Origin of the sequence: Mycobacterium sp. 29Ha, assembly GCF_032883055.1 — a bacterium.
GTDB lineage: Bacteria > Actinomycetota > Actinomycetes > Mycobacteriales > Mycobacteriaceae > Mycobacterium > Mycobacterium gallinarum.
Genome location: NZ_JAMQTI010000011.1, coordinates 28,357 through 50,190 on the forward strand (window position 1 = coordinate 28,357; position 21,834 = coordinate 50,190).

The window sequence follows — 21,834 nt, forward strand, 5'->3', positions numbered from 1 at the left end:
GGGCGTGAGTTCCGGCACCGCAGAGGACGCCGCGCCGCGCAGCCCAGGCCGCCCGCGCAGCGAGCAGTCGCGGGTCGCGGTGCTGCGGGCCACCTCGGAGTTGCTGCAAGAAGTCGGACTTCGGGCGATGACCACCGAGGAGATCTCCAACCGTAGCGGGGTCAGCAAGGCGACCATCTACAAGTGGTGGTCCAACAAGCACGCGGTGGCCGTCGAGGCGTTCCTGACGGAGATGATGGCCGAGGCGCCCGATCCGGACACGGGGTCCGCCCGCGAGGATTTCCGACGCGTGGTCCGCGGGCTGGGCCACTTCTACGGCGGCGGTAGCGGGAGAGTATTCGCGCAGCTGATCGGCGAGGCGCAGTTCGACCCGCTGGTGAACGCGGAACTACACACCCACCTGGTCGCGCCGCGGCGGGCGCTGATGAGAACGATCTGGGCGCGCGGAGTGGCGCGCGGCGAACTGCGGCCGGACATGGACCCGGACGCGGCGATCGACCAGCTGATCGGGCCCATGCTCTACCGCCTGCTGCTCGCGCACACACCGCTGGACGACGCATCCGCCGACGCCATGGTCGAAGGGGCGATGTGCGGATTCGCCGTCTGACGGCTGTGACGTAGAGCACGACTGATTCCCGGACTGATCCGAGCGAACGAACACCGGCGGTGCGACGGTCGTTGAAACGCCGGGAAACGCGCAAGTGACCGCGGAGCCAGGCACCGCCGCGGTACAGGCCGGCCAGCTCCAATACCCGTTCTTCGGGTATGGAGTTCCGGGCATCGTGTTCCACCACCGCGGGCATCAGCGCTGACAGGTTGCGGTGTCAGCGTGGTCCGCGCGGCTGGGGCGCGACGCTGATGGGTGACCGCGTCACCGGTGTGCGCGTCACCCCGATCTCGGGCGGCCGGGTGCTGCGCGGCCGCGGGTTCTGTGGCCGCACCGTCTGCGCCGGGCGGGGGTCGATGGGCCCGGCCGACGTCTCAGGCGCTGGCGGCGGCGGCACCACGCTACTGGTCGTACGTTCGGTCGACACCGCCGTCGTGGTCGACGGCGCCTCGGTCGGCGTCGTGGTGTCCACCTCCGGGCCGGGACTCCGAACGATCAACAGAACTGCCGAGACCACGAGCGCCGCCGCGGCAGCTCCGACGGCGATCCACACGGCCAATGTCTGCCTGCGGCGGTACCAGGGCTCCGGCGCGGGTTCGAAGTACCAGGTGTCCGCGTCGAAGGCGTCGAACGTCCCCGGGGCACGGTCGTGCAGCGCCGGCTCGTAGTCGTCGGCCGGAGCCGACTCCAGCAGCGTCTCGTCGCCGTCCGAGATCTCGACATCCGAGGGCGCTTCGGGCAGGTCGCCGATCAGGTAATCGAAATCCCCCGAGGCTTCGCGTTCAGCCACACACTGATGCTATCGCTGTTACCTGCGCATATGCGCGGCAACCGAAGTCGTGTGAACACGCACACGGTCTGGCGTGATCACGGTAGGGTCGAGCGCCGCATATGCAATCGTTTCACGCCGCGTCGCACAGCCGTCATGTCCGCGCCACTGCGCCGCTTCCCGGCCATCGGAGGGTTCGGCAATGAAATTCTCACGCCTCACGGCGGCCGCGGCCGCATCGGTCCTGCTGCTCACCGGTCTGATCGGCTGCGCACCTCCGGAGAAGAACAACGCGGAAGAGCAGACAGAATCCGGGGTCAATGCGCGGGAGGCCACGTCGGCCGAGGATTTCGGCGGCATGGACGGTCTGGTCGAGGCTGCCCAGAAGGAGGGTGAGCTGAATGTGATTGCGCTGCCGCCGACTTGGGCCAACTACGCTGCCATCATCAAGGCATTCGAGGACAAGTACGGGATCAAGGTGAACTCCTTACAGCCCGACGCGTCGAGCCAGGAGGAGATCAACGCCGCGAACCAGCAGCGGGGCCGCAGCACCGCGCCCGACGTGTTCGACCTCGGCCAGTCGGTGGCGCTGGCCAATACCGCGATGTTCGCGCCCTACAAGGTGGCGGTATGGGACGACATCCCGATGGCCTATAAGGAGCGCGACGGGGCCTGGGTCAACGACTACGGCGGCTACATGTCGATCGGTTTCGACTCTGCCACAGTGCCGCCGGTCACCTCGGTCAACGATCTGCTCAAGCCCGAATACAACGGCAAGGTCGCACTCAACGGCGATCCGACGCAGGCCGGTGCCGCGTTCTCCGGTGTGCTGATGGTCGCGCTGTCGCAGGGCGGTTCGGCCGACGACATCGCACCGGGTGTGGAGTTCTTCCGCAAGCTCAACGAGGCGGGCAACTTCCTGCCGGTCGACCCGACCCCGGCGACCATCGAGTCCGGCCAGACCCCGGTGGTCATCGACTGGAACTATCTCAACTCCGTCGAGACGAAGAAGCTCCCGTCGTGGCAGGTGCTGGTTCCGCCGGACCACGCGGTCGCGGGCTACTACTACCAGGCGATCAACAAGGACGCCCCGCATCCCGCGGCTGCGCGGCTGTGGCAGGAGTTCCTGTTCAGCGACGAAGGCCAGAACCTTTACGCGGCAGGTGGTGTGCGTCCGGTGCGTGCGGACAACATGATGGCGGACGGCTCCCTGGATCAGGCGGTCGCAGCTTCCATCCCGGTGATCGACGGCCCGGTCACCGTGCCGAGCCCCGAGCAGACCGACAAGGCCACTGCGTATCTCGCCGATAACTGGGCTGAAGCGATCGGCTGACGTGCCGGGCGGAACTCAACTGCGCAACCGACTCACAGAGGCCCTGCCGCTGCTGCCGTTCTTCGCGGTCGTCATGGTGTTCCTGGTGATCCCGACGGTGACGGTGATCGTCAACGCGTTCGTCGTGGACGGCGCGTTCTCCCTCAGCCGCATCGGCGCGCTCTTCTCGTCGACAGCGCTCGGGGCGCTGTGGGCGAGCGTGCTGTTGTCGGCCAGCACGGCGATCATCGGCGCGGTGCTCGGAGCGGTGCTGGCGTGGCTGATCGTGAGCAGCCCGCCCACGTCGATGGTGCGCAGGGCGGTGATCTCGCTGTGCAGCGTGTTGGCTCAGTTCGGTGGTGTGGCACTGGCTTTCGCGTTCCTGGCGACGATCGGCATCAACGGAGTGCTGACCGTGTGGGTGCAGGAGGTCTTCGGCTGGAACCTGTCCGGCTCGGGATGGCTCTACGGCCTGGCGGGACTGACACTCGTGTACACGTACTTCCAGATCCCCCTGATGATGATCGTCTTCCTGCCCGCGCTCGAAGGCCTGCGCGAGCAATGGCGCGAAGCCGCCGTCAGTCTCGGCGCGTCGAAGTGGCAGTACTTCCGTGAGGTGGCCGTACCCCTGTTGACGCCGGCCTTCCTCGGATCGGCATTGTTGTTGTTCGCCAACGCCTTTGCCGCCTACGCGACCGCCGCCGCGTTGGTGAGCCAGGGCAGCCCGATCGTGCCCCTGCTGATTCGGTCCGCCTTGACCAGTGAGGTGGTGCTCGGTCAGTCTGGGTTCGCCTACGCGCTCGCGCTCGAGATGATCGTCGTCGTCGCGGTGGTGATGACGGCCTACAACGTCCTGGTGCGGCGTACGGCGCGGTGGCTGCGATGAAACGTCCAGCCCGCGCCGCGCTCTGGGTGTCGTTCGGCCTGTTCTTCCTGTTCCCCCTCTACGCCATGGCGGATTTCTCCACCCGCCGACTCGTCGACGACGGGCGCACATGGCAGGCATGGACGAACCTCGTCACCGACGACGCGCTGTATCGGGCGATCGTGGTCTCACTGCTGCTTGCCGTGTTCACAGTCATTGCGACGCTGGTGATCCTGGTCCCGACGATGATCTGGGTGCGACTGCGCTCGCCGTGGGCCAAGGGCGTTGTGGAGTTCTTGTGCCTGCTGCCGCTGACGATCCCGGCGTTGGTGATCGTGGTCGGGCTACGCAATGTGTACCTGTGGGTGGCGTACTTCTTGGGTGAATCCCCACTGACGCTGACGTTCGTCTACGTGGTGCTGGTGCTGCCCTTCGCCTACCGCGCGCTCGACGCGGCGCTGTCGTCGATCGACCTGCAGACGCTCACCGAAGCGGCGCGGTCGCTGGGCGCGGGATGGGGGACGACGATCCTGCGAATCGTGGTGCCCAACATCTGGTCCGGGGTCCTTTCCGCCGCCTTCATCTCGATCGCGGTGGTGCTCGGCGAATACACGATCGCGTCGCTGTCCGGATTCGAGACGCTGCAGGTGCAGATCGTCGCGATCGGTAAGACCGACGGTCCGACGTCGGTGGCCGCCTCGCTGGCGGTGTTGTTGTTCGGCTTCGTGCTGCTCCTTGTCCTGTCGCTGGTGACACGCGGGCGCAGACGAGTCCAAGGAGTGACCGCATGAATGCGAAAACGCAAGGTACGGCCGTCGATCTGACCGGCCTGACACGCGTGTACGGCGACGTGAAGGCCCTCGACGGGCTGAGCCTGCACATCGAACCGTCCGAACTCGTTGCGCTGCTTGGTCCGTCGGGCTGCGGTAAGACCACCGCGCTGCGGATCCTCGCGGGCCTCGACGACGCCACGTCGGGCACGGTGTCCGTCGGCGGTCGCGATGTCAGCCGCGTCCCTGCCAACAAGCGCGACATGGGCATGGTGTTCCAGGCGTACAGCCTCTTCCCGCATCTGACCGTGCTCGACAACGTCGCATTCGGGTTGAAGATGCGCGGTAAAGACAAGCGCGAGAGGATATCTCGGGCCGCCGATATGCTCGACCTGGTCGGCTTGGGTGCGCACAAGGCAAAGTACGCGCACGAGTTGTCGGGCGGCCAGCAGCAACGGGTCGCGTTGGCGCGCGCGCTGGCGATCCAGCCGCGGGTGCTGCTGCTCGACGAGCCGCTCTCGGCGCTGGACGCCAAGGTGCGCGCGCAGTTGCGCGACGAGATACGGCGGGTGCAACTCGAGGTCGGCATCACGACGCTGTTCGTCACCCACGATCAGGAGGAGGCGCTCGCCGTCGCCGACCGCGTGGGTGTCATGAATCAGGGCAGGCTCGAACAGCTGGCCGCGCCCGCCGACCTGTACGCCACCCCGGCGACACCGTTCGTCGCGGAGTTCGTGGGGTTGAACAACAAAGTGCCTGTGCAGGTTTCGGGTGGCCGCGCACAGCTGCTCGGCACCGCGGTGCCGACGCTGCCCGGTTCGATCACGTCGGGCCCCGGACTGGCGATGGTGCGCCCGGAGGCCGTCACCGTCACCGCCGGGCCGGCCAGTGGCGCTGCAACGCCCAAGGTCAGCTCGATCGCGTTCCTGGGGCCGATCTCGCGCGTCTACGTCGCGATGCCGGACGGTTCGGTGATCAACGCCCAGATATCGGGCGCGGCGGCCAGGGCGCTGACCCCTGGCGATTCGGTCACGGTCGGGGTCGAGCCGGGCGGTGTGCTGGTGGTCGCCGCGTGAGGGTCAGACGTCCTTGACGGGTTCGATTCCGAGGTCGCGGTAGGTGACCAGCGCGGCGAACGGTACGTCGCGTTTCGCGAAGCGCTTGGCCGCGACGTCGCCGCGATCCACCATCGGGATCACGCCGGCGACGACGGCGCCGACGGCGACGACGCGCTCGAGTGCGATCTCGGTGGAACCGCCGGTGCTGATCACGTCGTCCACGAGCAGCACCCGGGTTCCGGGCTGAAGCCTGGTCCCCTCGATCCACTGCTCGCGACCGCGCGACTTCTGTTCCTTGCGTACGGAGAACCAGGCCTTACCGGTGACCATCGCGACACCGATGGCGATCGAGTCGGCGCCCATGGTGAGCCCGCCGACCGCGTCGAACTCGATCCCGTTCAGCGCGGCCAGGTCGGCGATGGCGCGGCTGACGATCGTCAGGCGTTCCCCGTTGTCGATGGCGTACTTGCCGTCGATGTAGTCATGGCTGAGCTGGCCGCTGGCCAGCTTGAAGGGTTCCTCGCGGTGCTCGTAACCGCGGGTTCGGATCAGCTCGAACGCTGCTGGCCAGGTCTCGGGGCGTGCGCTCGCATCTGCCATACGGCGATCGTATTTCAGTGCCCCCGGGCGCGATGTGTCAGCTCGACGGTCGCCGAACGCAATTGATCGTGCGAGTCGATCGGCTTGGCATAGCCGATCCGCGTGTAGGCGATGCCGCGTTCGGTCGTCAGCCGCAGATCGAGGCCGTAGCGGTCGGCACCGGTGCAGGTCGCCGCGATGGTGTCCGGATATCCGCCGAGCGCCTTGGCCATCGCGGCCAGCGAGTCGGCGTGATCGGCGTTCAGATGAGCGATCGCCCCCGCCGCGTGCGGCTGCACCGGATCCGGCGAGGCCGCGGAGTAGTCCTCGCCGGTGGTCGACTCCATTCGCCCGTAGCCGCCGACCCAGCGCACCCGCTGCACGCGCAGCACCCAGAGCGTGAAGTCGCTGTAGTCGATGTAGTACTTGGCGGCCGCGACCGCAGCCAGATGTGCGTCGCGGGCCCCGGCCAACTCGTCGTCCGTCGGGGCTTCGACCACGCCGGCCAGGGTCACGCGGCCGCTGGCCAGTGGATCGGACTCCGAGCTCGGCGCGACGATCGCGATGCTGGCCCTCGGGTCGCCCGCGAGATTGCGACCGTGCTCGGCAAGGTTCGAAACGCACAAGACCGGTGCGCCGCCGAGCAATCCGTACGTCACGAACGACGCCCACGGATCGCCGGCGGCGGTCAGCGTGGCAAGCGTGCCCGTATTGGTCGACGCCGCGATCGTGCGGGCTTCCTCGGCCGCGGACGGGCGGGTGGAATTCGCCACTTCGGTGAGCGGGGGAGGGACCGAGGGGGCATCGCCCGGGTCGCCGTGATCGCGGTTCGCCACGAACGAACGATACTAGGGCTCAGTCCTTCTGCAGACCCGCGGTGATATCGGCGACGACGGCGTCGATACGGTCCCTGTCCAGCTCGATCGACCTGGACGCGGCGTCGGTGGCCTTTCCAAGAGCCTCGTTGAGCCGCTGCTCGACTGTCGGTGCACCCAACCGCAGCAGACCGTCCGCGATGAAGGTCCCGGTGAGGTGGTGGTGGCCGTTGAGCGTCACCTCGACGGTTTCGGCGTCGTCGGTGGCGGTGAACGTCTCGTTCTTCATCTTGTGCAGCTGCTCGTCCATCAGCGACTGCAGCCGTTGCGCCTGCTGCAGCACAACGGCCACGTCGGGGTGCATGTCGTCGGTCACTCGTCGTCGTCCTGCTCGTCGTCGTGTTCGCGCGGCCTGCCGTCCTGCACTTCGCGGCGGCGGCGGTTACCGACGACACCTTCGGTCCACGGGCGGTCCTCAACGTACAGATCCTCGTCGGGTGCCGTGCGCGGATCGCGACGCTTCTCCTTGCCCTGCTGTGCGCCATGCCCGTGCATGGGTGCCATGCCGCCCATGCCGCCGGCCATGCCACCGCCGGCGGCCGCGGCTGCCGCCGGCGCCGTCGCGACCGGCATGGGTGGGGCGGGTGCGACGGTCTCGGCCGAGACGGCGGGTGAGAGTGGTGCCGATCCGCCGCCGCCGGCTCCACCACCTGAGCCGCCGCCCGATCCACCACCTGCCGCAGGGCGCAGGCTCGGGTCGGTGGGTGCCCTCGGCGTGCCCGTCTGGAGTCCTGAGCCTTCCGATCCGCTTGGGCTGCTTCCGGAAGGGGCTCCGTCCGAGGGTGATTCACCGCCGGATGGCGATCCTCCTCCGGAGCCGCCACCCTGCCTCGCACCTGCTTGCTGCGGTGACGTGCCCATCGACTCGCCCATCTTCTGGGCCATTGCCGCGGGATCGCCGGCGGGCTGATCGCCGCCACCACCAGCACCGTCGCCGCCACCGCCGCCCGCGGGGGCGAGGCGGTCGGCCGGTTTGAACGGCGGGTCCGCCGGCCGCACCGGTGTGAACGTCGCCTCGCTGGCGTACTGCTGGCGTACCTCGTCGGACTGCGCCTGCAGCTCTTCCAACCGCCGGCGGGCCAGATCGATCTGTCTTTGAATGCCGGCGTGCGGCCCGGGCGCGCCTGCGAGCTCTTTTATGCGCGCTTCCAGCGCGACGTATTCGTCGTAAATGGGAACGTGCGCGGTCTTCGCCTTGTCATGTGCGTTGAAGATTTTCGATGCGGCCTCGGCCAGGTCCTGCCACGCCTCCGACAGTTGCGTCAGCCAGTTACCGAACGCAATCATTCGCGCGTAGGCCGCGTCGGCGGCGTCGCCCTCCCAGTCGCCGGGCGGGGGTTTCGGCTTGTTGCCTTTGACCCGGTTGGACGCCGCCGACCAGTACAGCATCGCGCTCTTCAGCGAAGCGCCGGTGTCCGGTGCGCTCAGTTCGATTTGCGTCTGTATGACGTTGCGGTATCCACTGGCGTCGAGGAGCCTCGGAGTACCTGCGGGAGCGGGAATTTCGGGCGCTGGTGTCGGCGGAGAAGGAATGGTGATGGCGCTGATGGCCGCGGCCCGTTCGGGATCGTCGAGCGCGATGCCGTACTCGTCGTCGACCTTCTGGTAGGCCTGCGCGGCGATCTCGAGCATCTCGGCGATCCGTTGATTCTCGACCTTCGCCCACTCCTCGAACTCCTTGAGCGACTGCGCGTTCTGGTTGAGGTTGGCGATCGCGTCGGCCGTGGAGGGCACCGCGTCCGGCGGCGCTACGGGATCCTCGGCGGGGTTGTGCCAGTTCTGGCCCTTCATCTCCGCGGCCTGGCTGGTGAGCGAACCGGGGTTGACCCGCTGGACCGACATTTCTCAGCTCTCCAGCACCATCTGGTAGCGGCTCTCTTCACGCGGGTTGATCAGCCGGATTGGCAGCTGACGATGGCGTGGTGTCTGGATGAAATTGTCGCGCAACACAACTCGTCCGATACCGGGGTGTGGGCCAAGATATGTGGTCGCGTTCGGCCACGCGACCTTGGCCTCCTGTCCGATGTGGCCGTTGACGGACGCCGCGAACTCCGCGAACTGCGGGAGCAGGGTGATGACCGCTCCTGCGGCAGCCGATCGCACGACGAACTGCGTGAACAATCGAGCGTCGCCCACGTTGATGCTCACGTCGATGTCGTCGAACGGCATGTATACCGGATAGCGGTCGGCGGTCTCGCCGACGAGCACCCCGGCAGAACCGACGGGCAGTTCGTAGTGGCGGTCGCTGACGGGGCTGATGCCGAGCAACGCGGCCCGCTGTCCGCCGAACAGGCACGAAAACCCGCGCGGGGTAGTCGGATTCGCCAGCGTCGTCAACAACACGGTGGCGGTGGGAGCCGCCCCCGGCCGAATGCGGACCCGCGTGATCGTGTGGTCGGCGCGCGCCGACCACCAGACGTCGGGACCGCCGGGTGCGGTGTACGCGGCGGTGAAGGTGCTGCGTCCCTTGATCGCCGACCAGGTCTCGCGCTCGAAGCTGATCTCGGTCGCGCGGTCGAAGGCGTCGAAGCTGCGGCTGGGCTGGGCATCGATACCGTTGCTGGCCAACTGATCTGCAATCCGCGTGGTCGACGCCACCAGATACCGCGCCAGCCCCGAGACGCCGGAGTCGCGCCGCTGTGCGGATTTTCGGGTGTGCTCAGGATCGGCCCTCAGCACGATCCAGGTGCGTCGATTGGCCGGGGCCGGGTAGGGTCCGACGACCTGCTCGTACAGCGCCACCAGGCTCGACGGCGCGGTCTTTCCCACTCGATAGCCCGCCGACACCACGTCGGCTTCGAGATCGGGACAGTGCGCCGCGAGCAGCCGCTCGACAAGCCGGGTGTCGACGACATCGTCGGTGAAGGCCTCGCCGTTGACGATCACCGTCGGAGTGAACGGCCGCGGGACGAGTTCCATTGCCGCGATCAGGTAGCCGTCCTGCCAGCGGACCGCGACATGATCTCCGGGCATGACGGTCGCCCCGACGGCCGGTTCGGACGGCCTCTCGGGAACTCTGCGGTGGCGCCGCCGCCACGCGAACACCGCCGCGATCCAGCCGGTGAGCCGTCGGCCACGAATGGTCAAAACCGCTGCGAGAGCGATGATCACCGCCAGGGTGATCCCGACCCAGAGCAGGTCGAGCTGGATGAACAAGAGGATGACGGCCGGTATCAGCACCGCCGCCCAGATGGCGTGGCCGGTTGTCAGGCGCAGCCCGAACAAGGACCTGAAGCCGCTCATCGGCGCCTCAGCGCGCGCCGGGCAAGGGCGCCGAGTCCGAGCGCCAGGGCCAGACCGAAGCCGATGACGACGACTGCGGTGATCGGTCCCCGGTCCGGCGGCGGAATGTTCACCGGTGGCGGGACTTCCTTGACCTGATAGGGCACCTGCTGCGGTCCTGCGGGCACGTCCCACGTCAACGCGGCGACCGGATCGATGACGCCGGCACCGACGTAGTTGTCGACGCCTCCGCCCGGATGTCGTGCGGTTGCGGTGATCCGGTTCATGATCTGAGCGGGCGTCAGAACGGGGAAGCGTTGTTTGAGCAGCGCGGCCAGCCCGGACACGTAGGCGGCGGCGAACGAGGTGCCGCTGATCGGAATCGGACCGTCTTGACCAGTCAGCGCGTTGACCGGCCGTCCGTCGTAGCCGAGCGCGACGAGATTCTCCGCGGGGGCCGCGGCACCCACCCACGGTCCGGACATCGAAAAGGTGCTCGGTTGACCGTTGGGGGCGACGCCGCCGACGGTCAGCACCAGCGGCGAGTACCACGCTGGGCTGACGATCGTCTGCACCTGCTTCCAGCCGCGCGGGTCCGCGGGTATCGACGGATCGGGTGGTGGGTTCTGGCTGCAGTCCTGGCCGGTGTTGCCCGCCGCGACGATGATGACCGCGCCCTTGACGTTGACCGCGTAGTTGATCGCGGCGCCCAGCCCCGCCTCGTCGATCAGCCTCGTCACCTTGTAGCAGGCGGCCTCGCTGATGTTGATGACCTGTGCGCCGAGGTTGGCCGCGTGCACGACCGCACGGGCCAGGCTGCGCAGCGAACCGGCCGTCTGCGTCGAGTTCGGGTCATTGGGGTCGGTACGCGCGCCAACGGTTTGGAAGGCTTCCGAGGTCTGCCGCAGCGACAGGATGCGGGCGTCGGGCGCGACCCCGATGAAGCCGTCCGTCGGCGCCGGCCTGCCTGCGATGATCGATGCCGTCAGCGTGCCGTGGGAATCGCAGTCCGACATCCCGTCACCGGCCTGGTCGACGAAGTCGCCGCCGGGTTCTGCGGGGACGCGCGGTGAGCCGTTGACCCCGGTGTCGATGACCGCGACGGTGATGCCCGCACCCGTGGCGAACTTCTGTGCCTCAGCTAGGCGCAGGTAATCGTTCGCCCACGGCTTGTCGGCGAAATTCGCGTTGGGAAACGCCGTCGGGGCGGAGCAGACGCGGCGTTGTTCCATGGGCTGGTCGGGCCCCGTCGCGTCGGGTGGCATCGCCGCCGGATCGATCTTGGGGGGCTCGATAGCCGCTGCCGGAGGAGCGCTGATCAGTGCCAGCAACAGCACCGTCAGCAGCACACCAATACGGTGCACTCGTTACGCACCTCCCCCGATTCTCGACCAGGTGGCATTATGCCGGTGCACCCACAGCAAACCCTCTACGGGCCCCAGGGCAGCACAAACCATCTCGCCGAGCGAACTGCCTGATTGCACGCAGCCAATCTTAAAGGGCGGCGAAGGGGGTCAGGTCCGCAATCTTGGCTCAGCGCACGTGAGGGGCCTCACCTCAGATCAGGCGTCCTAGGCGTCTAAGTCCTGCTGCACCAATCCCGCGACGGTGGCGAGCACGTCCGCGTCGTCACAGTCGACGGTCACCTCAGCGCCGTTGCCTGCGCCCAACGTCATGATCATCAGCGCAGATCCTGCGTCGACGGGCTCGCCGCCGTCCATCGAGAGCGTGACGGGCACTCCGGCCTTGACCACTTCCTCGGCGATGATCGCTGCGGGGCGGGCGTGTAGACCGATGGCCGATCCGACGATGACGGTCTTGCTGGGCATGGTTCTCCTTCAATGGTGGGTGGAATCAGACGGCCGCGAGCGCGGGCGCCTCTTCGGTTTGCGTGTTGGGCTTGATGAACTGCTTGGCGGCGACGACGGCGAGTGCGCCCGCCACGGTGCCCGCGGCGAGGGCGACGAGGAACCAGAGCAGGTTCCCGATCGCGAAGAAGACGAAGATTCCGCCGTGCGGAGCCTTCAGTGTGACGTCGAACGCCATGATCAACGCACCGGTGATGGCGCCGCCGAACATCATCGACGGGATCACCCTCAGTGGATCGGCCGCGGCGAACGGGATCGCGCCTTCAGAGATGAAGGAGGCGCCGAGAAGCCAAGCGGCCCGACCGTTTTCCCGCTCCGGTTCGGTGAAAAGCGTGGGCCGGACCGCCGAGGCCAGCGCCATCGCGAGCGGAGGAACCATACCCGCGGCCATCACCGCGGCCATGATGCGCAACGAGGCGGGGTCGGCGACGTTGAGCCCCGCGGTGGCGAACGCGTAGGCCGCCTTGTTGACCGGGCCGCCGAGGTCGAAGCACATCATCAGGCCGAGGATGACGCCGAGGATGATGACGGAGCTTCCGGTCATGCCGCCGAGCCAGTTGGTCAGGCCCGACGTGATGGCGGCCAACGGGCGGCCGAGCAGCAGGAACATCAGCAGGCCGACGACCAGTGAGGCGAACAGCGGGATGATCACGACCGGCATCAGACCCCGCAGCCATCGCGGTGCGGCGATCCGGCTGATCCACAGTGCGGTGAAGCCGGCGATGAGGCCGCCGACGATACCGCCGATGAAGCCGCCGCCGACGAACACGGCGACCGCGCCCGCGGTGAAGCCGGGGGCGATGCCCGGCCGGTCGGCGATCGCGAACGAGATGTAGCCGGCCAGCGCGGGCACCAGGAACATGAAGGCCAGCCCGCCGAGGGTGAACAGCACCGCGCCGAGGTATTGGAGCAGGCCACCGGAGGGCAGGTTGGTCAAGGTGTTCTCGGTGGCGATATGGCTGCCCAGCGAGTTCATGCCGAACGACAGTGGTTCGGCCCCGTCCGGTGTGTTCGCGATGTCGTATCCGGCGAGCAGGAATCCGAGTGCGATCAGCAGGCCGCCCGCGGCGACGAACGGGATCATGTAGCTCACGCCGGTGAGCAGGATCTGCCGCGTGCGGGTGCCCCAGCCGACGTTGCCGGCCCGGGCTGCGCCGCTCGGCGCCGACGGGCCGGCGCCTCCCTCGACGCGGGCGGCGTTCGGATCGTCGGCGGCGGCAAGGGCTTCGGCGACCATCTTGTCTGGTTCGTTGATCGCCCGCTTCACCCCGGAGGCGACGACGGGCTTACCGGCGAAGCGCTGCTTGTCCTTGACGCCGACATCGGTGGCGAAGATGACGGCGTCGGCCGCCGCGATCGTCTCCGCGTCCAGCGGGGTGCTGCCGGAGGAGCCCTGCGTCTCGACGTGCAGCGTGGCGCCGGCCTTCTTGGCCGCCGCGACCAGCGAGTCGGCGGCCATGTAGGTATGCGCGATACCGGTGGGGCAGGCGGTCACCGCGAGCAGCGTCCTGGCTTGCGTGGGAGCGGATTCTTTTGCAGGAGATGGCTTTTCGGGGTTCAGCACACCGTCGACGAGCGTGACCACCTCGTCGGGGGTGGATGCTTGCCGCAACGACTCCACGAAGTCCTTGCGCACCAGTGCGCGGGCGAGGCTGGACAGCAGCTTCATGTGCTCGGCACCGCCGGACTCCGGGGCGGCGATCAGGAACGCCAGGTCGGCGGGTCCGTCCGGCGCGCCGAAATCGACGGGCGGGTTCAGCCGCGCGAAACCGATCGAAGCGGTGTCGACGTGCGGTGAGCGGCAGTGCGGGATCGCGATACCACCGGGCAGGCCGGTGGCCGACTGCTCCTCACGCGCCATCGCCGCGGCGAAGAGGCCGTCGGCGTCCGTGGAGCGCCCGGAATCGGCGAGGCGCTGGACGAGCCTGCGTATCACCGACTGCTTGTCTTCTCCTGCGTCGGCATCGAGCAGGACCAGGTCGGTGTTGATGATCGAGACGTCGGTCATGGCATTACCTTCGGTTCGTTGGCGGGGGCTACTGGTGTCACGTGGACGGCATCGAGGTCGAGATCGGCGGGCCGTGGCTGAGCCGAGCCGGGTAGAGCGGCCGCGGCGCTGCCGTAGGCGACGGCCATCCGCAGGCGCTCCGGCGGTGTCGCGCCACCGACTTCGGCGCGGACGTATCCGGCGAGGGCGGCATCACCGGCGCCGACGGTGCTGCGCGGGGTGATCGGCGGCGGGGTGGCGAACCAGCCGCCGTTGTCGTCGACGAGGACGGCGCCCGCGGCGCCGAGGGTGGCGAGCACCGCGCCGACGCCCCGATCGATCAACCGTCGGGCTGCGGATATCACCGGTTCCGGATCGCACTGGGCGACAGCGGCTTCCAGTGCCATAGGCGAGAGGCCCAGCACACTGGCGAGTTCCTCGGCGTTGGGTTTGATGAGGTTGGGAGCGGCCACGTCGAACGACTGGACGAGGGCCGTCAGCGGAGCCTCGGAGGTGTCGACGGCGACCCGGCAGCCGAAGGTGGCGAGGCGCGCCACGACGTCGGCATACCAATCGTCGGGGACACCGGGCGGCAGTGAACCCGACAACACCACCCACGATGCGGATTCCGCCGCGGCGACCACAGACTGGGTGAGGATGCCGACGGTGGCCGCGTCCAGCGCAGCACCCGGTTCGTTGAGTTTGGTTGTCGTTCCGTCGAGTTCGGTGATCGTGAGGTTGGTCCGCACCGGCATCTCCGTCGGTACACAACGAAACGGCACCGCGGCGTTGTGCAGAGCGGTGATCAACGGATCCGCCGCGGGCGCGGGAAGAAGCGCGACCGCCTCGACACTGGCCGCCGTCAACGCACGCGCGACGTTGACGCCCTTGCCGCCCGCTTCGGTGGTGACCGAGGTGACCCGGTGCACACTGCCGCGCGTCAGCGGTGTGGTGAGGGTGACGGTGCGGTCGATGCTCGGGTTGGGCGTGACGGTGACGATCATGCGACCACCACCTCGACGCCGTGGTCGGTGAGCTGTGCGCGATCAGCGCCGGTGATCTCAGCGTCGGTGATCAGGGTGTCGACACTGGACAGCGGCGCGAAACTGACGAAGTCTTCGCGGCCGATCTTGGAGGAGTCCGCCACCGCCACTACATAATTCGCTGCGGTCACCATCGCGCGCTTCACCGCGGCCTCGTCGCTGTCCGGCGTGGACAGACCGTGCCGGACGCTGATGCCGTTGGTCCCGATGAACGCCATGTCCACGCGGAGCGTGTCCAGTACTCGCAGCGTCTGTTCGCCGACCGCGGCCTGCGTGACACCGCGCACCCTGCCGCCGAGCAGTTGCAGCGAGACCGAGGGCATGGCGGCCAGGCGCGCGGCGACGGGTATCGAGTTGGTCACCACGACCAGTTCGCGATCGGTGGGCAGGTGGGCGGCGATGCGCGCAGTGGTGGTGCCCGCGTCCAGCAGGACGGTGGAGCCGTCTTGGGGGAGGAGTTCGGCGGCGGCGGCCGCGATGGCGTCCTTGTGTTCGGCTCGGGTGGCCTCTCGTTCGCCCACGCCGGCCTCGACGAGATGCAGAGCGCGCACCGGAACCGCGCCGCCGTGCACGCGCCGCAGGACCCCGGCCCTCTCGAGTGCGGCGAGGTCACGCCGCACCGTCTCGGTGGTGACGTCGTGGGCCTGCGCCAGTTCGGCGACCGAGGCGCGGCCGTTGGCAATCACCAGCGAGGCGATCGCTTGCTGACGCTCTTCGGCGTACATGGCGCTCCGTATGTGTGGGTATCCGTGCTTCTGAATGTTGATTTAATTGGTTTTACTACTGTTTGTGTTGACTTGTCAACCATTTCTTGTAATCTGGTTCACATGACCGCTTCATCCACGAACACGTCACTGTTGCCCGGCACGGCCCTTCGTGGCGTCCCGGTGGTGCCCGGCGTGGCCTACGCACCGGTGATCCGGCCGGGTCGGCTGCCCACGTCCATCGACGACGCGGGCGATGTGGCCGAACCGGACCGTCCCGCGGAGGCCGCCCGTTTCGCCGCCGCCGCATCGGCGGTCGCGACCCGGCTGCGTGACCGCGCGGCCCATGCGACCGGCGCCGCCTCGGAGGTGCTGGCCGCCACCGCGACCCTGGCGCAGGACCGAGCATGGCTGGCCGCCGCCGAGAAGCGCATCGCCACCGGCGCGCCCGCGGTACGCGCGGTGATCGGCGCGGTGGACCAGTTCGCCGAGATGTTCACCAAACTCGGCGGGCTCATGGCCGAACGGGTGACAGACCTGCGCGACATCCGCGACCGCGTGATCGCAGAACTGAACGGATTGCCCGAACCGGGCGTGCCGATGCCCGCGGCGCCGTCGATCCTCTGCGCCGACGACCTCGCCCCGGCCGACACCGCAGGTCTGGACCCGACGCTCGTCGTCGCGCTGGCCACGACCCTGGGTGGGCCCACCAGCCACACGGCGATCATCGCGCGCCAGCTCGGTATCCCGTGCGTCGTCGCCGTCGAGGGCCTGGACGCCGTCGAGGCCGGAACGATGGTGCTCGTCGACGGCACCGCGGGGACCGTCATCGTCACGCCGGACTCAGCGTCCGCGGACCAGGCGGTCGAGGCGGCGCGGCAAGACGCCGAACGCGCCGCGGGCTGGTCCGGACCCGGTGCCACCTCCGACGGTCACGCGGTCGCGGTCCTTGCCAACGTGCAGGACGGCGCCGCCGCGCGGGCCGCCAGGGACACCGCGGCGGAGGGCATCGGGTTGTTCCGCACCGAACTGTGCTTCCTCAATCGGGAAACCGAGCCGACCGTCGATGAGCAGACCGACATCTACGCCGAGGTGCTCGACGCATTCGCCGGGCACAAGGTGGTGGTCAGGACACTGGACGCGGGTTCGGACAAGCCGCTGAAGTTCGCCGAACATCCCAACGAGGCCAACCCCGCGCTCGGTGTGCGCGGCATCCGCGTCGCGGGCATCAACCCGGCGCTGCTGGACCGTCAACTCGAGGCCATTGCCGCCGCTGCCAAGCGCACCGGCAACCCGCCGTGGGTGATGGCACCGATGATCGCGACGGCACAGGAGGCCGAACACTTTGCCGCGCAGGTCCGTTCGCACGGGTTGACACCGGGCGTGATGATCGAGGTGCCGGCTGCCGCACTGCTGGCCGACCGCATTCTCGAACACGTGGACTTCCTGTCGATCGGCACCAACGATCTGGCGCAGTACACGATGGCCGCCGACCGTATGTCGGCCGAACTCGCTGCGCTCACCGACCCGTGGCAGCCCGCGGTGCTGACCCTGGTGGCCATGGCGGCGAGGGCGGGCGCCTCGGTGGGCAAGCCTGTCGGTGTGTGCGGGGAAGCCGCCGCGGATCCCCTGCTCGCCTGCGTGCTCGCGGGCTTGGGTGTGACGTCGTTGTCGGCCGCCGCCGCGGCCGTACAGGGTGTGGGCGCCAAACTCGCTCAGGTGTCACTGCAGCAGTGCCGCGACGCGGCCGACGCCGTGCTCGCGGCGAGCACCGCGGCGCAAGCGCGGGCAGCGGCGCTGAGCGCTCTGGAATAACACGGAATAATCCGGACTACGGTCCGGTTAGTCGTGGCATGCCTGCTATCACCGCTGACACCCTGACACTGCCGCGGATCGCCGCGGCCGAACCGTCCGACACCGAACGTCCCGTCCGGTCGGTCACCACCGGTCCACGCGGCTACGAAGGTGAGGGTTTCCCTGTCGTGCGGGCGTTCGCCGGCGTCAACAGCGCCGACCTCGATCCATTCGTCCACATGGACCAGATGGGCGAGGTGGAGTACGAGCCGGGCGAGCCCAGAGGCACCGATTGGCATCCGCACCGCGGGTTCGAGACCGTCACCTACATGCTGGACGGTCGCTTCGCCCACCAGGATTCGCATGGCGGCGGCGGATTGATCACCGACGGTGCCACGCAGTGGATGACCGCGGGGTCGGGAATCCTGCACATCGAGACGCCGCCGGCCGAACTGGTCGAGAGCGGCGGCCTGTTCCACGGCATCCAGCTATGGGTGAATCTGCCGCGCGAGGACAAGTTCGCCACGCCCAGGTATCAGGCCATCGAGGGGACCCAGGCCAAACTGCTGTCCTCCGATGACGGTGGGGCCCTGGTCCGCCTCATCGCGGGCGATATCGCTGAACATCAGGGCCCCGGCGCCACGCACACTCCGATCACCATGGCGCACAGCACGATCCAGCCGGGAGCCAGGTTGAACCTCCCGTGGAACCGCGACTTCAACGCGCTCGTCTATGTGCTCTCGGGACGCGGCGCGGTCGGACCGGTCGGTCATCCCATTCACCAGGGCCAGTTGGCCGTGCTCGGGCCGGGCGACCGGATCACCGTTAGCGCCGACGCGGGCCAAGATGCGCACCGCCCCGCACTCGAGGTTCTGCTGCTCGGCGGCAAGCCGATCCGGGAGCCGGTGTTCCAGTACGGACCGTTCGTGATGAACACCAAGACGGAACTCATCGAGGCGCTCGAGGATTACAACAACGGCAAGTTCGGCGCCATCCCGCCGGACGCACTCATGCCGCACCGGGTTTGACGCCGAGATCGTCGTGGTCGCTGGAATCGCTTCTCGGATAGAGGAGCTCCAGCTCCCCGATGTGCGCGGCGGCGGTCACCAACGGCAGCGCCGCCGCAACCGCCAATTCGTCGTCGGAGGCGTCGGCGCGCAGCGCGATCACCAAGTCGTCGCTGATCGGGTCCAGCGCCGTCCCGGCTGAACCGCCGGTGACGTGACGGCACACCGCTTTGGTGTGACTCTCGAGCACTGCGCGGGTACGCGGGTACACACCGTGCGGTGGTGGGACGACGTCGGCGATCAATTCGGCGGCAGCGCGCAACCGGACCGCGCGGTTGGCCCGCCGTACGATCGGAGCCCGGACGTCGGCGGCCCCGCCGCTCTCCGAAAGATACTGTCGCACAGCGTCGTCCACGGTGCGTGAAGCCTCGAGGGCGTCGTGACTGAGCGCGATCACCTTGTCGGTGGCCTCCTCGGACGCACCGCGGGTGACCCGCAGTACCGCCGCCGTGAGAAACGACGCGCCGACGGCGAAGGACGCGTCGATGACCTTCGACACCCGGGTGCGCACGCCGCGCGGCCACAGCAGGACCGAAACGACGATGCCCACTCCGGCGCCGATGATGACGTCCTGGATGCGGATCAGCCCGACGCTCCACCCCGTCGGCCTGATCAGGTTGAAGATGATCAGCACCATCATGGTGAACGCCGCCTGACCGGCGATGAACGACGCGACCTCGGGCACGAAAGCCGAACCGAACGCCACCACCGGCAGCAGGACCCACATGACGATCGGGTCGACCCCGACCAGTTCGATGACGACCACACCCAGGAGGAAGCCGAGCGTGGTCCCCGCGACCGCACGCACGACGCGCGTGCCGGTCGACAGCGCACTGCTGCGCAGCACCGACATGGCGCCCAACACGACCCAGAAGCCGTTCTGCAGTGGGAACACCTGGGTGACGGCGACAGCAAGGGCCAGGCCGAGACCGGTACGCAGACTGCTGCGCAGCACCACCGCCCTGGTGGCGACCAGTCCCTTGGTGATCGCCGCCACCGCCGCCGTCTCCGGCATCACCCAGTCGGCGGTTCCCGTCGGCGGCAGGCGTCGGCCGAGGACCCGCGCCCAGACCGGACGCGCGTCGGCCTCGGCGGCGTTGCGGATGATTCGGCCGGTCACACCGACGGTGGCCGAGAAGGTGCGTCGCCCCAACAGCTTTCGCCCGACATCCACGGCGGCCGCGTCGTCGGGCACTCCGAGTATCTCGAGGATGTCCTCGCGATAGCGGCCCTGCGCGATCGATCGCAGTTCGGCCAGTGCGGAGTTGAGATCCGTGCCTCGGGCCGCGCGAGCCGAGGGTTCGGGAACACTGAGTACGGCAGCGCAATCCCGCAGCACGCGGACCAACGGTGGCTTGAGGTCACCGAGTTGGCGGCCGGTGTCGTCGGTGATGCGGTCCGCCAGGAAGCCGAGGTCGTCGACGACCCGCACCAGCGCCCGGCTGCCCGCGGTGAGCCCGACCGGCCGGAAGTCGGCGCCCAGGAAGCTCTCCCACAGCGAATTCATCGCTCGGGTCGCGTCTTTGGCGCTTCCGCTGCCCTCCAAGGTGTCGGCCAGCCGGGTGCACACCAGTGCCGAATGACGGCGCAACTCGTCGTGATGGCGCGGCGGGAGGAGGAACAGGGCGGCGGGCACGCACACCGCCAGCGCGACGACCCAACCGAGCAGACGATCGCCGATCGGGCCGACCGGTGTGCAGGCGGGCAGTACGAACGTCAGAAGGGTGGCCCGCTGGCCGGCGGCGACGATCTCGCTGAGCACACCGGAAAACGTCACCACCACACCGAGGACGAACATCACTGCGACACTGATCCACGGATGGTCGGCCACCAGCGTCCCGAGGGTGATCAGGACGAAGCCGTTGAGGCCGAGCCCGAAGTAGGCGAGTGCCCGGGCCGGACGGTTTCCGGGGAAGTCCACCATGATGAGCAGTGCCACCGAGCCGAAGATGCTGAACAGCGCTGTCTGCGAATCGCCGACCGCGAACCCGACCGCCGCCGCAACCGGCAACACGAGCGCCGCGCGCACGGCACGCCGCAGCGCGTCGAACTCGGGATCGCGCTGCCGAAGCCGGTCGACCGCGCGACGCCACAGGTTCGTCATGTCAGTGGGCAAGCGTCTTGATGCCGACGACGAGCAGCCCGAGGCCGACGAGACCGGCGACCGATATCGCCTGCTGCCACCCCGGCAACCGGGTGCGTCGCATCGCGAGAAACGCGATGACACCCAGCTCGCCCACCAGCGTCCACATTCCGATCCACATCGCGGTGTCGGTGTCGAGGATGTCGAACACCGCGAGCAGCAAGACGATCACCGGGGGAACGGCGGCCCAAAGAATCTGACCTGACGCCTGAAGTAGCTGGATCCAGTGCCGCCCGCGAGGTGCCTTACCGAACACCGCCATCTGCGCCACGAAGTGCGACAGCAGGCTGGCGGCCCACAGACCGCCGGTGGCCACCGCGACGTCGAGAATCCTTGCCAAGGCGCTGGTTTCCTCGTCGCTGTACCGCGCCAGAATCGCCAGCGTCGCCAGGCACGACATCGCCCCGTACAGACGCTCCCGCAGCATCGCTAGGACATGCTGGACGTGCTCGACCTCGACCGGCTCGGTGGCGGGTGCTGCGTCAGTCACTATCGGGCACCGATGCGAACCCGTCGTTGTCGAGCTTGCCGCGAATCTGTCCGGCGATCCACGCCAATGCATCCGGGTCGGGGGGCAGGGCGGACTGTTCGTAACCGACGAGCACATACACCGACCATGCGGCGAAGACCTCCGCTTGCCGTTTGATCTGCAGGATCTCTAACGCCGAGGAGTACATGATCTCGAATCGCTGCCGGTCGACCATGGCCTGCACCTCGCGCACGTGCGGATCCAGGGAACTCCACACCCGAATCGCCGCCTCCGCGCCGTGGGGCAGGCCCAGTGCGACCTCGATCAGGGTGTCGATGCGACGGCGCGGGTCCGTCTCGCCGCGCACCGCCTGAATGACCAGCACGGTCCGCTCCTGCACCCAGTGCGCGACCAGTTCCTTGGTGTAGGTCGGCCAATTGGTGAAGTAGTGGTAGAAGGAACCGGTCGTGACACCGAGACGGTGACAGACCTCTGCAAGCTTGAGCCCCCCATAGCCGAGATCGGACAGCACATCGAGACCGGTCTCGAAGTAGGCCTTCCGAGAAACGACGCTGGCCATGGGACGGCACCCTAGTGCTCGGACAATCGAATCTCTACGTCGACCTTCGGTGTTGCGACTCCCATTTCTTTGCTGAAATGACGATCTTGGGAGCCCCGCAGGTAATACCGCGCAGTCCCACC

General features: G+C 68.2%; 21 protein-coding genes. 7 read left to right on the plus strand and 14 right to left on the minus strand.

The features are described from left to right. Window positions 1–4: 4 nt before the first annotated feature. Window positions 5–607 (plus strand): TetR/AcrR family transcriptional regulator, encoded by a 603-nt coding sequence (locus M1248_RS15775; protein WP_317148989.1) that lies wholly within the window; start codon window positions 5–7, stop codon window positions 605–607. Between the two features lie 217 nt (window positions 608–824). Here M1248_RS15775 and M1248_RS15780 read toward each other — a convergent pair whose 3' ends face one another. After that, window positions 825–1,397 carry a hypothetical protein gene (locus tag M1248_RS15780; protein ID WP_163733266.1) on the minus strand — a complete coding sequence of 191 codons (573 nt, stop codon included), beginning with the start codon at window positions 1,395–1,397 and terminating at the stop codon, window positions 825–827. A 181-nt stretch (window positions 1,398–1,578) separates the two neighbouring features. Here M1248_RS15780 and M1248_RS15785 point away from each other — a divergent pair, with 181 nt between their 5' ends. The 4 genes from M1248_RS15785 to M1248_RS15800 all read left to right on the plus strand — a co-directional run bounded on the left by M1248_RS15785 (window position 1,579) and on the right by M1248_RS15800 (window position 5,399). Beyond that, window positions 1,579–2,709 carry an ABC transporter substrate-binding protein gene (locus M1248_RS15785; RefSeq protein WP_317148990.1) on the plus strand — a complete coding sequence of 377 codons (1,131 nt, stop codon included), beginning with the start codon at window positions 1,579–1,581 and terminating at the stop codon, window positions 2,707–2,709. A 73-nt stretch (window positions 2,710–2,782) separates the two neighbouring features. Next, complete coding sequence (locus M1248_RS15790) at window positions 2,783–3,574, plus strand: ABC transporter permease (RefSeq protein ID WP_317149100.1); 792 nt, start codon at window positions 2,783–2,785, stop codon at window positions 3,572–3,574. Next, window positions 3,571–4,344, plus strand: a complete 774-nt coding sequence (locus M1248_RS15795; protein ID WP_317148991.1) for an ABC transporter permease — start codon at window positions 3,571–3,573, stop codon at window positions 4,342–4,344. The genes M1248_RS15790 and M1248_RS15795 overlap by 4 nt, the downstream gene beginning before the upstream one ends. Further along, window positions 4,341–5,399: an ABC transporter ATP-binding protein gene (locus M1248_RS15800; RefSeq protein ID WP_317148992.1), complete on the plus strand. Its 1,059-nt coding sequence runs from the start codon at window positions 4,341–4,343 to the stop codon at window positions 5,397–5,399. The genes M1248_RS15795 and M1248_RS15800 overlap by 4 nt, the downstream gene beginning before the upstream one ends. 3 nt (window positions 5,400–5,402) lie before the next feature. Here the strand turns inward: M1248_RS15800 and M1248_RS15805 are convergent, their stop codons facing one another. The 10 genes from M1248_RS15805 to M1248_RS15850 all read right to left on the minus strand — a co-directional run bounded on the left by M1248_RS15805 (window position 5,403) and on the right by M1248_RS15850 (window position 15,680). After that, window positions 5,403–5,981, minus strand: a complete 579-nt coding sequence (locus M1248_RS15805; RefSeq protein WP_163733279.1) for an orotate phosphoribosyltransferase — start codon at window positions 5,979–5,981, stop codon at window positions 5,403–5,405. A gap of 14 nt (window positions 5,982–5,995) precedes the next feature. Next, the gene (locus tag M1248_RS15810; RefSeq protein WP_163733282.1) at window positions 5,996–6,796 is read right to left on the minus strand and encodes a HugZ family protein; all 801 of its coding nucleotides are present in this window, start codon (window positions 6,794–6,796) and stop codon (window positions 5,996–5,998) included. A gap of 19 nt (window positions 6,797–6,815) precedes the next feature. After that, complete coding sequence (locus M1248_RS15815; protein ID WP_317148993.1) at window positions 6,816–7,151, minus strand: YbaB/EbfC family nucleoid-associated protein; 336 nt, start codon at window positions 7,149–7,151, stop codon at window positions 6,816–6,818. Continuing rightward, a complete protein-coding gene (locus M1248_RS15820; protein WP_317148994.1) occupies window positions 7,148–8,677 on the minus strand; it encodes a PPE domain-containing protein in 1,530 nt (509 codons plus the stop codon). Before M1248_RS15820 ends, M1248_RS15815 begins: the two co-directional genes overlap by 4 nt. A gap of 3 nt (window positions 8,678–8,680) precedes the next feature. Next, window positions 8,681–10,078: a type VII secretion protein EccE gene (gene eccE, locus M1248_RS15825; protein ID WP_317148995.1), complete on the minus strand. Its 1,398-nt coding sequence runs from the start codon at window positions 10,076–10,078 to the stop codon at window positions 8,681–8,683. After that, window positions 10,075–11,421 (minus strand): type VII secretion-associated serine protease mycosin, encoded by a 1,347-nt coding sequence (gene mycP / locus M1248_RS15830; protein ID WP_163733296.1) that lies wholly within the window; start codon window positions 11,419–11,421, stop codon window positions 10,075–10,077. The genes eccE and mycP overlap by 4 nt, the downstream gene beginning before the upstream one ends. A gap of 207 nt (window positions 11,422–11,628) precedes the next feature. After that, window positions 11,629–11,886, minus strand: a complete 258-nt coding sequence (locus tag M1248_RS15835; RefSeq protein ID WP_083128296.1) for an HPr family phosphocarrier protein — start codon at window positions 11,884–11,886, stop codon at window positions 11,629–11,631. Between the two features lie 25 nt (window positions 11,887–11,911). Continuing rightward, the gene (locus M1248_RS15840; protein WP_317148996.1) at window positions 11,912–13,933 is read right to left on the minus strand and encodes a fructose-specific PTS transporter subunit EIIC; all 2,022 of its coding nucleotides are present in this window, start codon (window positions 13,931–13,933) and stop codon (window positions 11,912–11,914) included. Next, window positions 13,930–14,916, minus strand: a complete 987-nt coding sequence (locus M1248_RS15845) for a 1-phosphofructokinase family hexose kinase (protein ID WP_317148997.1) — start codon at window positions 14,914–14,916, stop codon at window positions 13,930–13,932. Before M1248_RS15845 ends, M1248_RS15840 begins: the two co-directional genes overlap by 4 nt. Beyond that, window positions 14,913–15,680: a DeoR/GlpR family DNA-binding transcription regulator gene (locus tag M1248_RS15850; protein WP_317148998.1), complete on the minus strand. Its 768-nt coding sequence runs from the start codon at window positions 15,678–15,680 to the stop codon at window positions 14,913–14,915. The genes M1248_RS15845 and M1248_RS15850 overlap by 4 nt, the downstream gene beginning before the upstream one ends. Before the next feature lie 102 nt (window positions 15,681–15,782). Between M1248_RS15850 and ptsP the strand changes: the two genes are divergently transcribed. Together ptsP and M1248_RS15860 are read left to right on the plus strand one after the other, a co-directional pair. Then, a complete protein-coding gene (ptsP, locus tag M1248_RS15855; RefSeq protein WP_317148999.1) occupies window positions 15,783–17,474 on the plus strand; it encodes a phosphoenolpyruvate--protein phosphotransferase in 1,692 nt (563 codons plus the stop codon). A gap of 38 nt (window positions 17,475–17,512) precedes the next feature. Further along, the gene (locus M1248_RS15860; RefSeq protein WP_317149000.1) at window positions 17,513–18,481 is read left to right on the plus strand and encodes a pirin family protein; all 969 of its coding nucleotides are present in this window, start codon (window positions 17,513–17,515) and stop codon (window positions 18,479–18,481) included. On the opposite strand, the gene M1248_RS15865 is transcribed toward M1248_RS15860, so the two are convergent. Genes M1248_RS15865 through M1248_RS15875 form a run of 3 tightly spaced genes read right to left on the minus strand, consistent with a single transcriptional unit; the run spans window position 18,462 to window position 21,712 of the window. Continuing rightward, window positions 18,462–20,624 (minus strand): FUSC family protein, encoded by a 2,163-nt coding sequence (locus M1248_RS15865; protein ID WP_317149001.1) that lies wholly within the window; start codon window positions 20,622–20,624, stop codon window positions 18,462–18,464. The genes M1248_RS15860 and M1248_RS15865 overlap by 20 nt on opposite strands. Window position 20,625: 1 nt before the next feature. Then, a complete protein-coding gene (locus tag M1248_RS15870; protein ID WP_317149002.1) occupies window positions 20,626–21,153 on the minus strand; it encodes a hypothetical protein in 528 nt (175 codons plus the stop codon). Next, window positions 21,146–21,712: a TetR/AcrR family transcriptional regulator gene (locus M1248_RS15875; RefSeq protein ID WP_317149003.1), complete on the minus strand. Its 567-nt coding sequence runs from the start codon at window positions 21,710–21,712 to the stop codon at window positions 21,146–21,148. The genes M1248_RS15870 and M1248_RS15875 overlap by 8 nt, the downstream gene beginning before the upstream one ends. Between the last annotated feature and the right edge of the window lie 122 nt (window positions 21,713–21,834).

Coding starts and splice junctions, on each gene's coding strand:
- M1248_RS15785 (WP_317148990.1), top strand. CDS start 1,579: ATGAAATTCTCACGCCTCACGGCGGCCGCGGCCGCATCGGTCCTGCTG.
- M1248_RS15790 (WP_317149100.1), top strand. CDS start 2,783: ATGGTGTTCCTGGTGATCCCGACGGTGACGGTGATCGTCAACGCGTTC.
- M1248_RS15795 (WP_317148991.1), top strand. CDS start 3,571: ATGAAACGTCCAGCCCGCGCCGCGCTCTGGGTGTCGTTCGGCCTGTTC.
- M1248_RS15800 (WP_317148992.1), top strand. CDS start 4,341: ATGAATGCGAAAACGCAAGGTACGGCCGTCGATCTGACCGGCCTGACA.
- M1248_RS15805 (WP_163733279.1), bottom strand. CDS start 5,981: ATGGCAGATGCGAGCGCACGCCCCGAGACCTGGCCAGCAGCGTTCGAG.
- M1248_RS15820 (WP_317148994.1), bottom strand. CDS start 8,677: ATGTCGGTCCAGCGGGTCAACCCCGGTTCGCTCACCAGCCAGGCCGCG.
- eccE (WP_317148995.1), bottom strand. CDS start 10,078: ATGAGCGGCTTCAGGTCCTTGTTCGGGCTGCGCCTGACAACCGGCCAC.
- M1248_RS15835 (WP_083128296.1), bottom strand. CDS start 11,886: ATGCCCAGCAAGACCGTCATCGTCGGATCGGCCATCGGTCTACACGCC.
- M1248_RS15840 (WP_317148996.1), bottom strand. CDS start 13,933: ATGACCGACGTCTCGATCATCAACACCGACCTGGTCCTGCTCGATGCC.
- M1248_RS15845 (WP_317148997.1), bottom strand. CDS start 14,916: ATGATCGTCACCGTCACGCCCAACCCGAGCATCGACCGCACCGTCACC.
- M1248_RS15850 (WP_317148998.1), bottom strand. CDS start 15,680: ATGTACGCCGAAGAGCGTCAGCAAGCGATCGCCTCGCTGGTGATTGCC.
- ptsP (WP_317148999.1), top strand. CDS start 15,783: ATGACCGCTTCATCCACGAACACGTCACTGTTGCCCGGCACGGCCCTT.
- M1248_RS15860 (WP_317149000.1), top strand. CDS start 17,513: ATGCCTGCTATCACCGCTGACACCCTGACACTGCCGCGGATCGCCGCG.
- M1248_RS15865 (WP_317149001.1), bottom strand. CDS start 20,624: ATGACGAACCTGTGGCGTCGCGCGGTCGACCGGCTTCGGCAGCGCGAT.
- M1248_RS15875 (WP_317149003.1), bottom strand. CDS start 21,712: ATGGCCAGCGTCGTTTCTCGGAAGGCCTACTTCGAGACCGGTCTCGAT.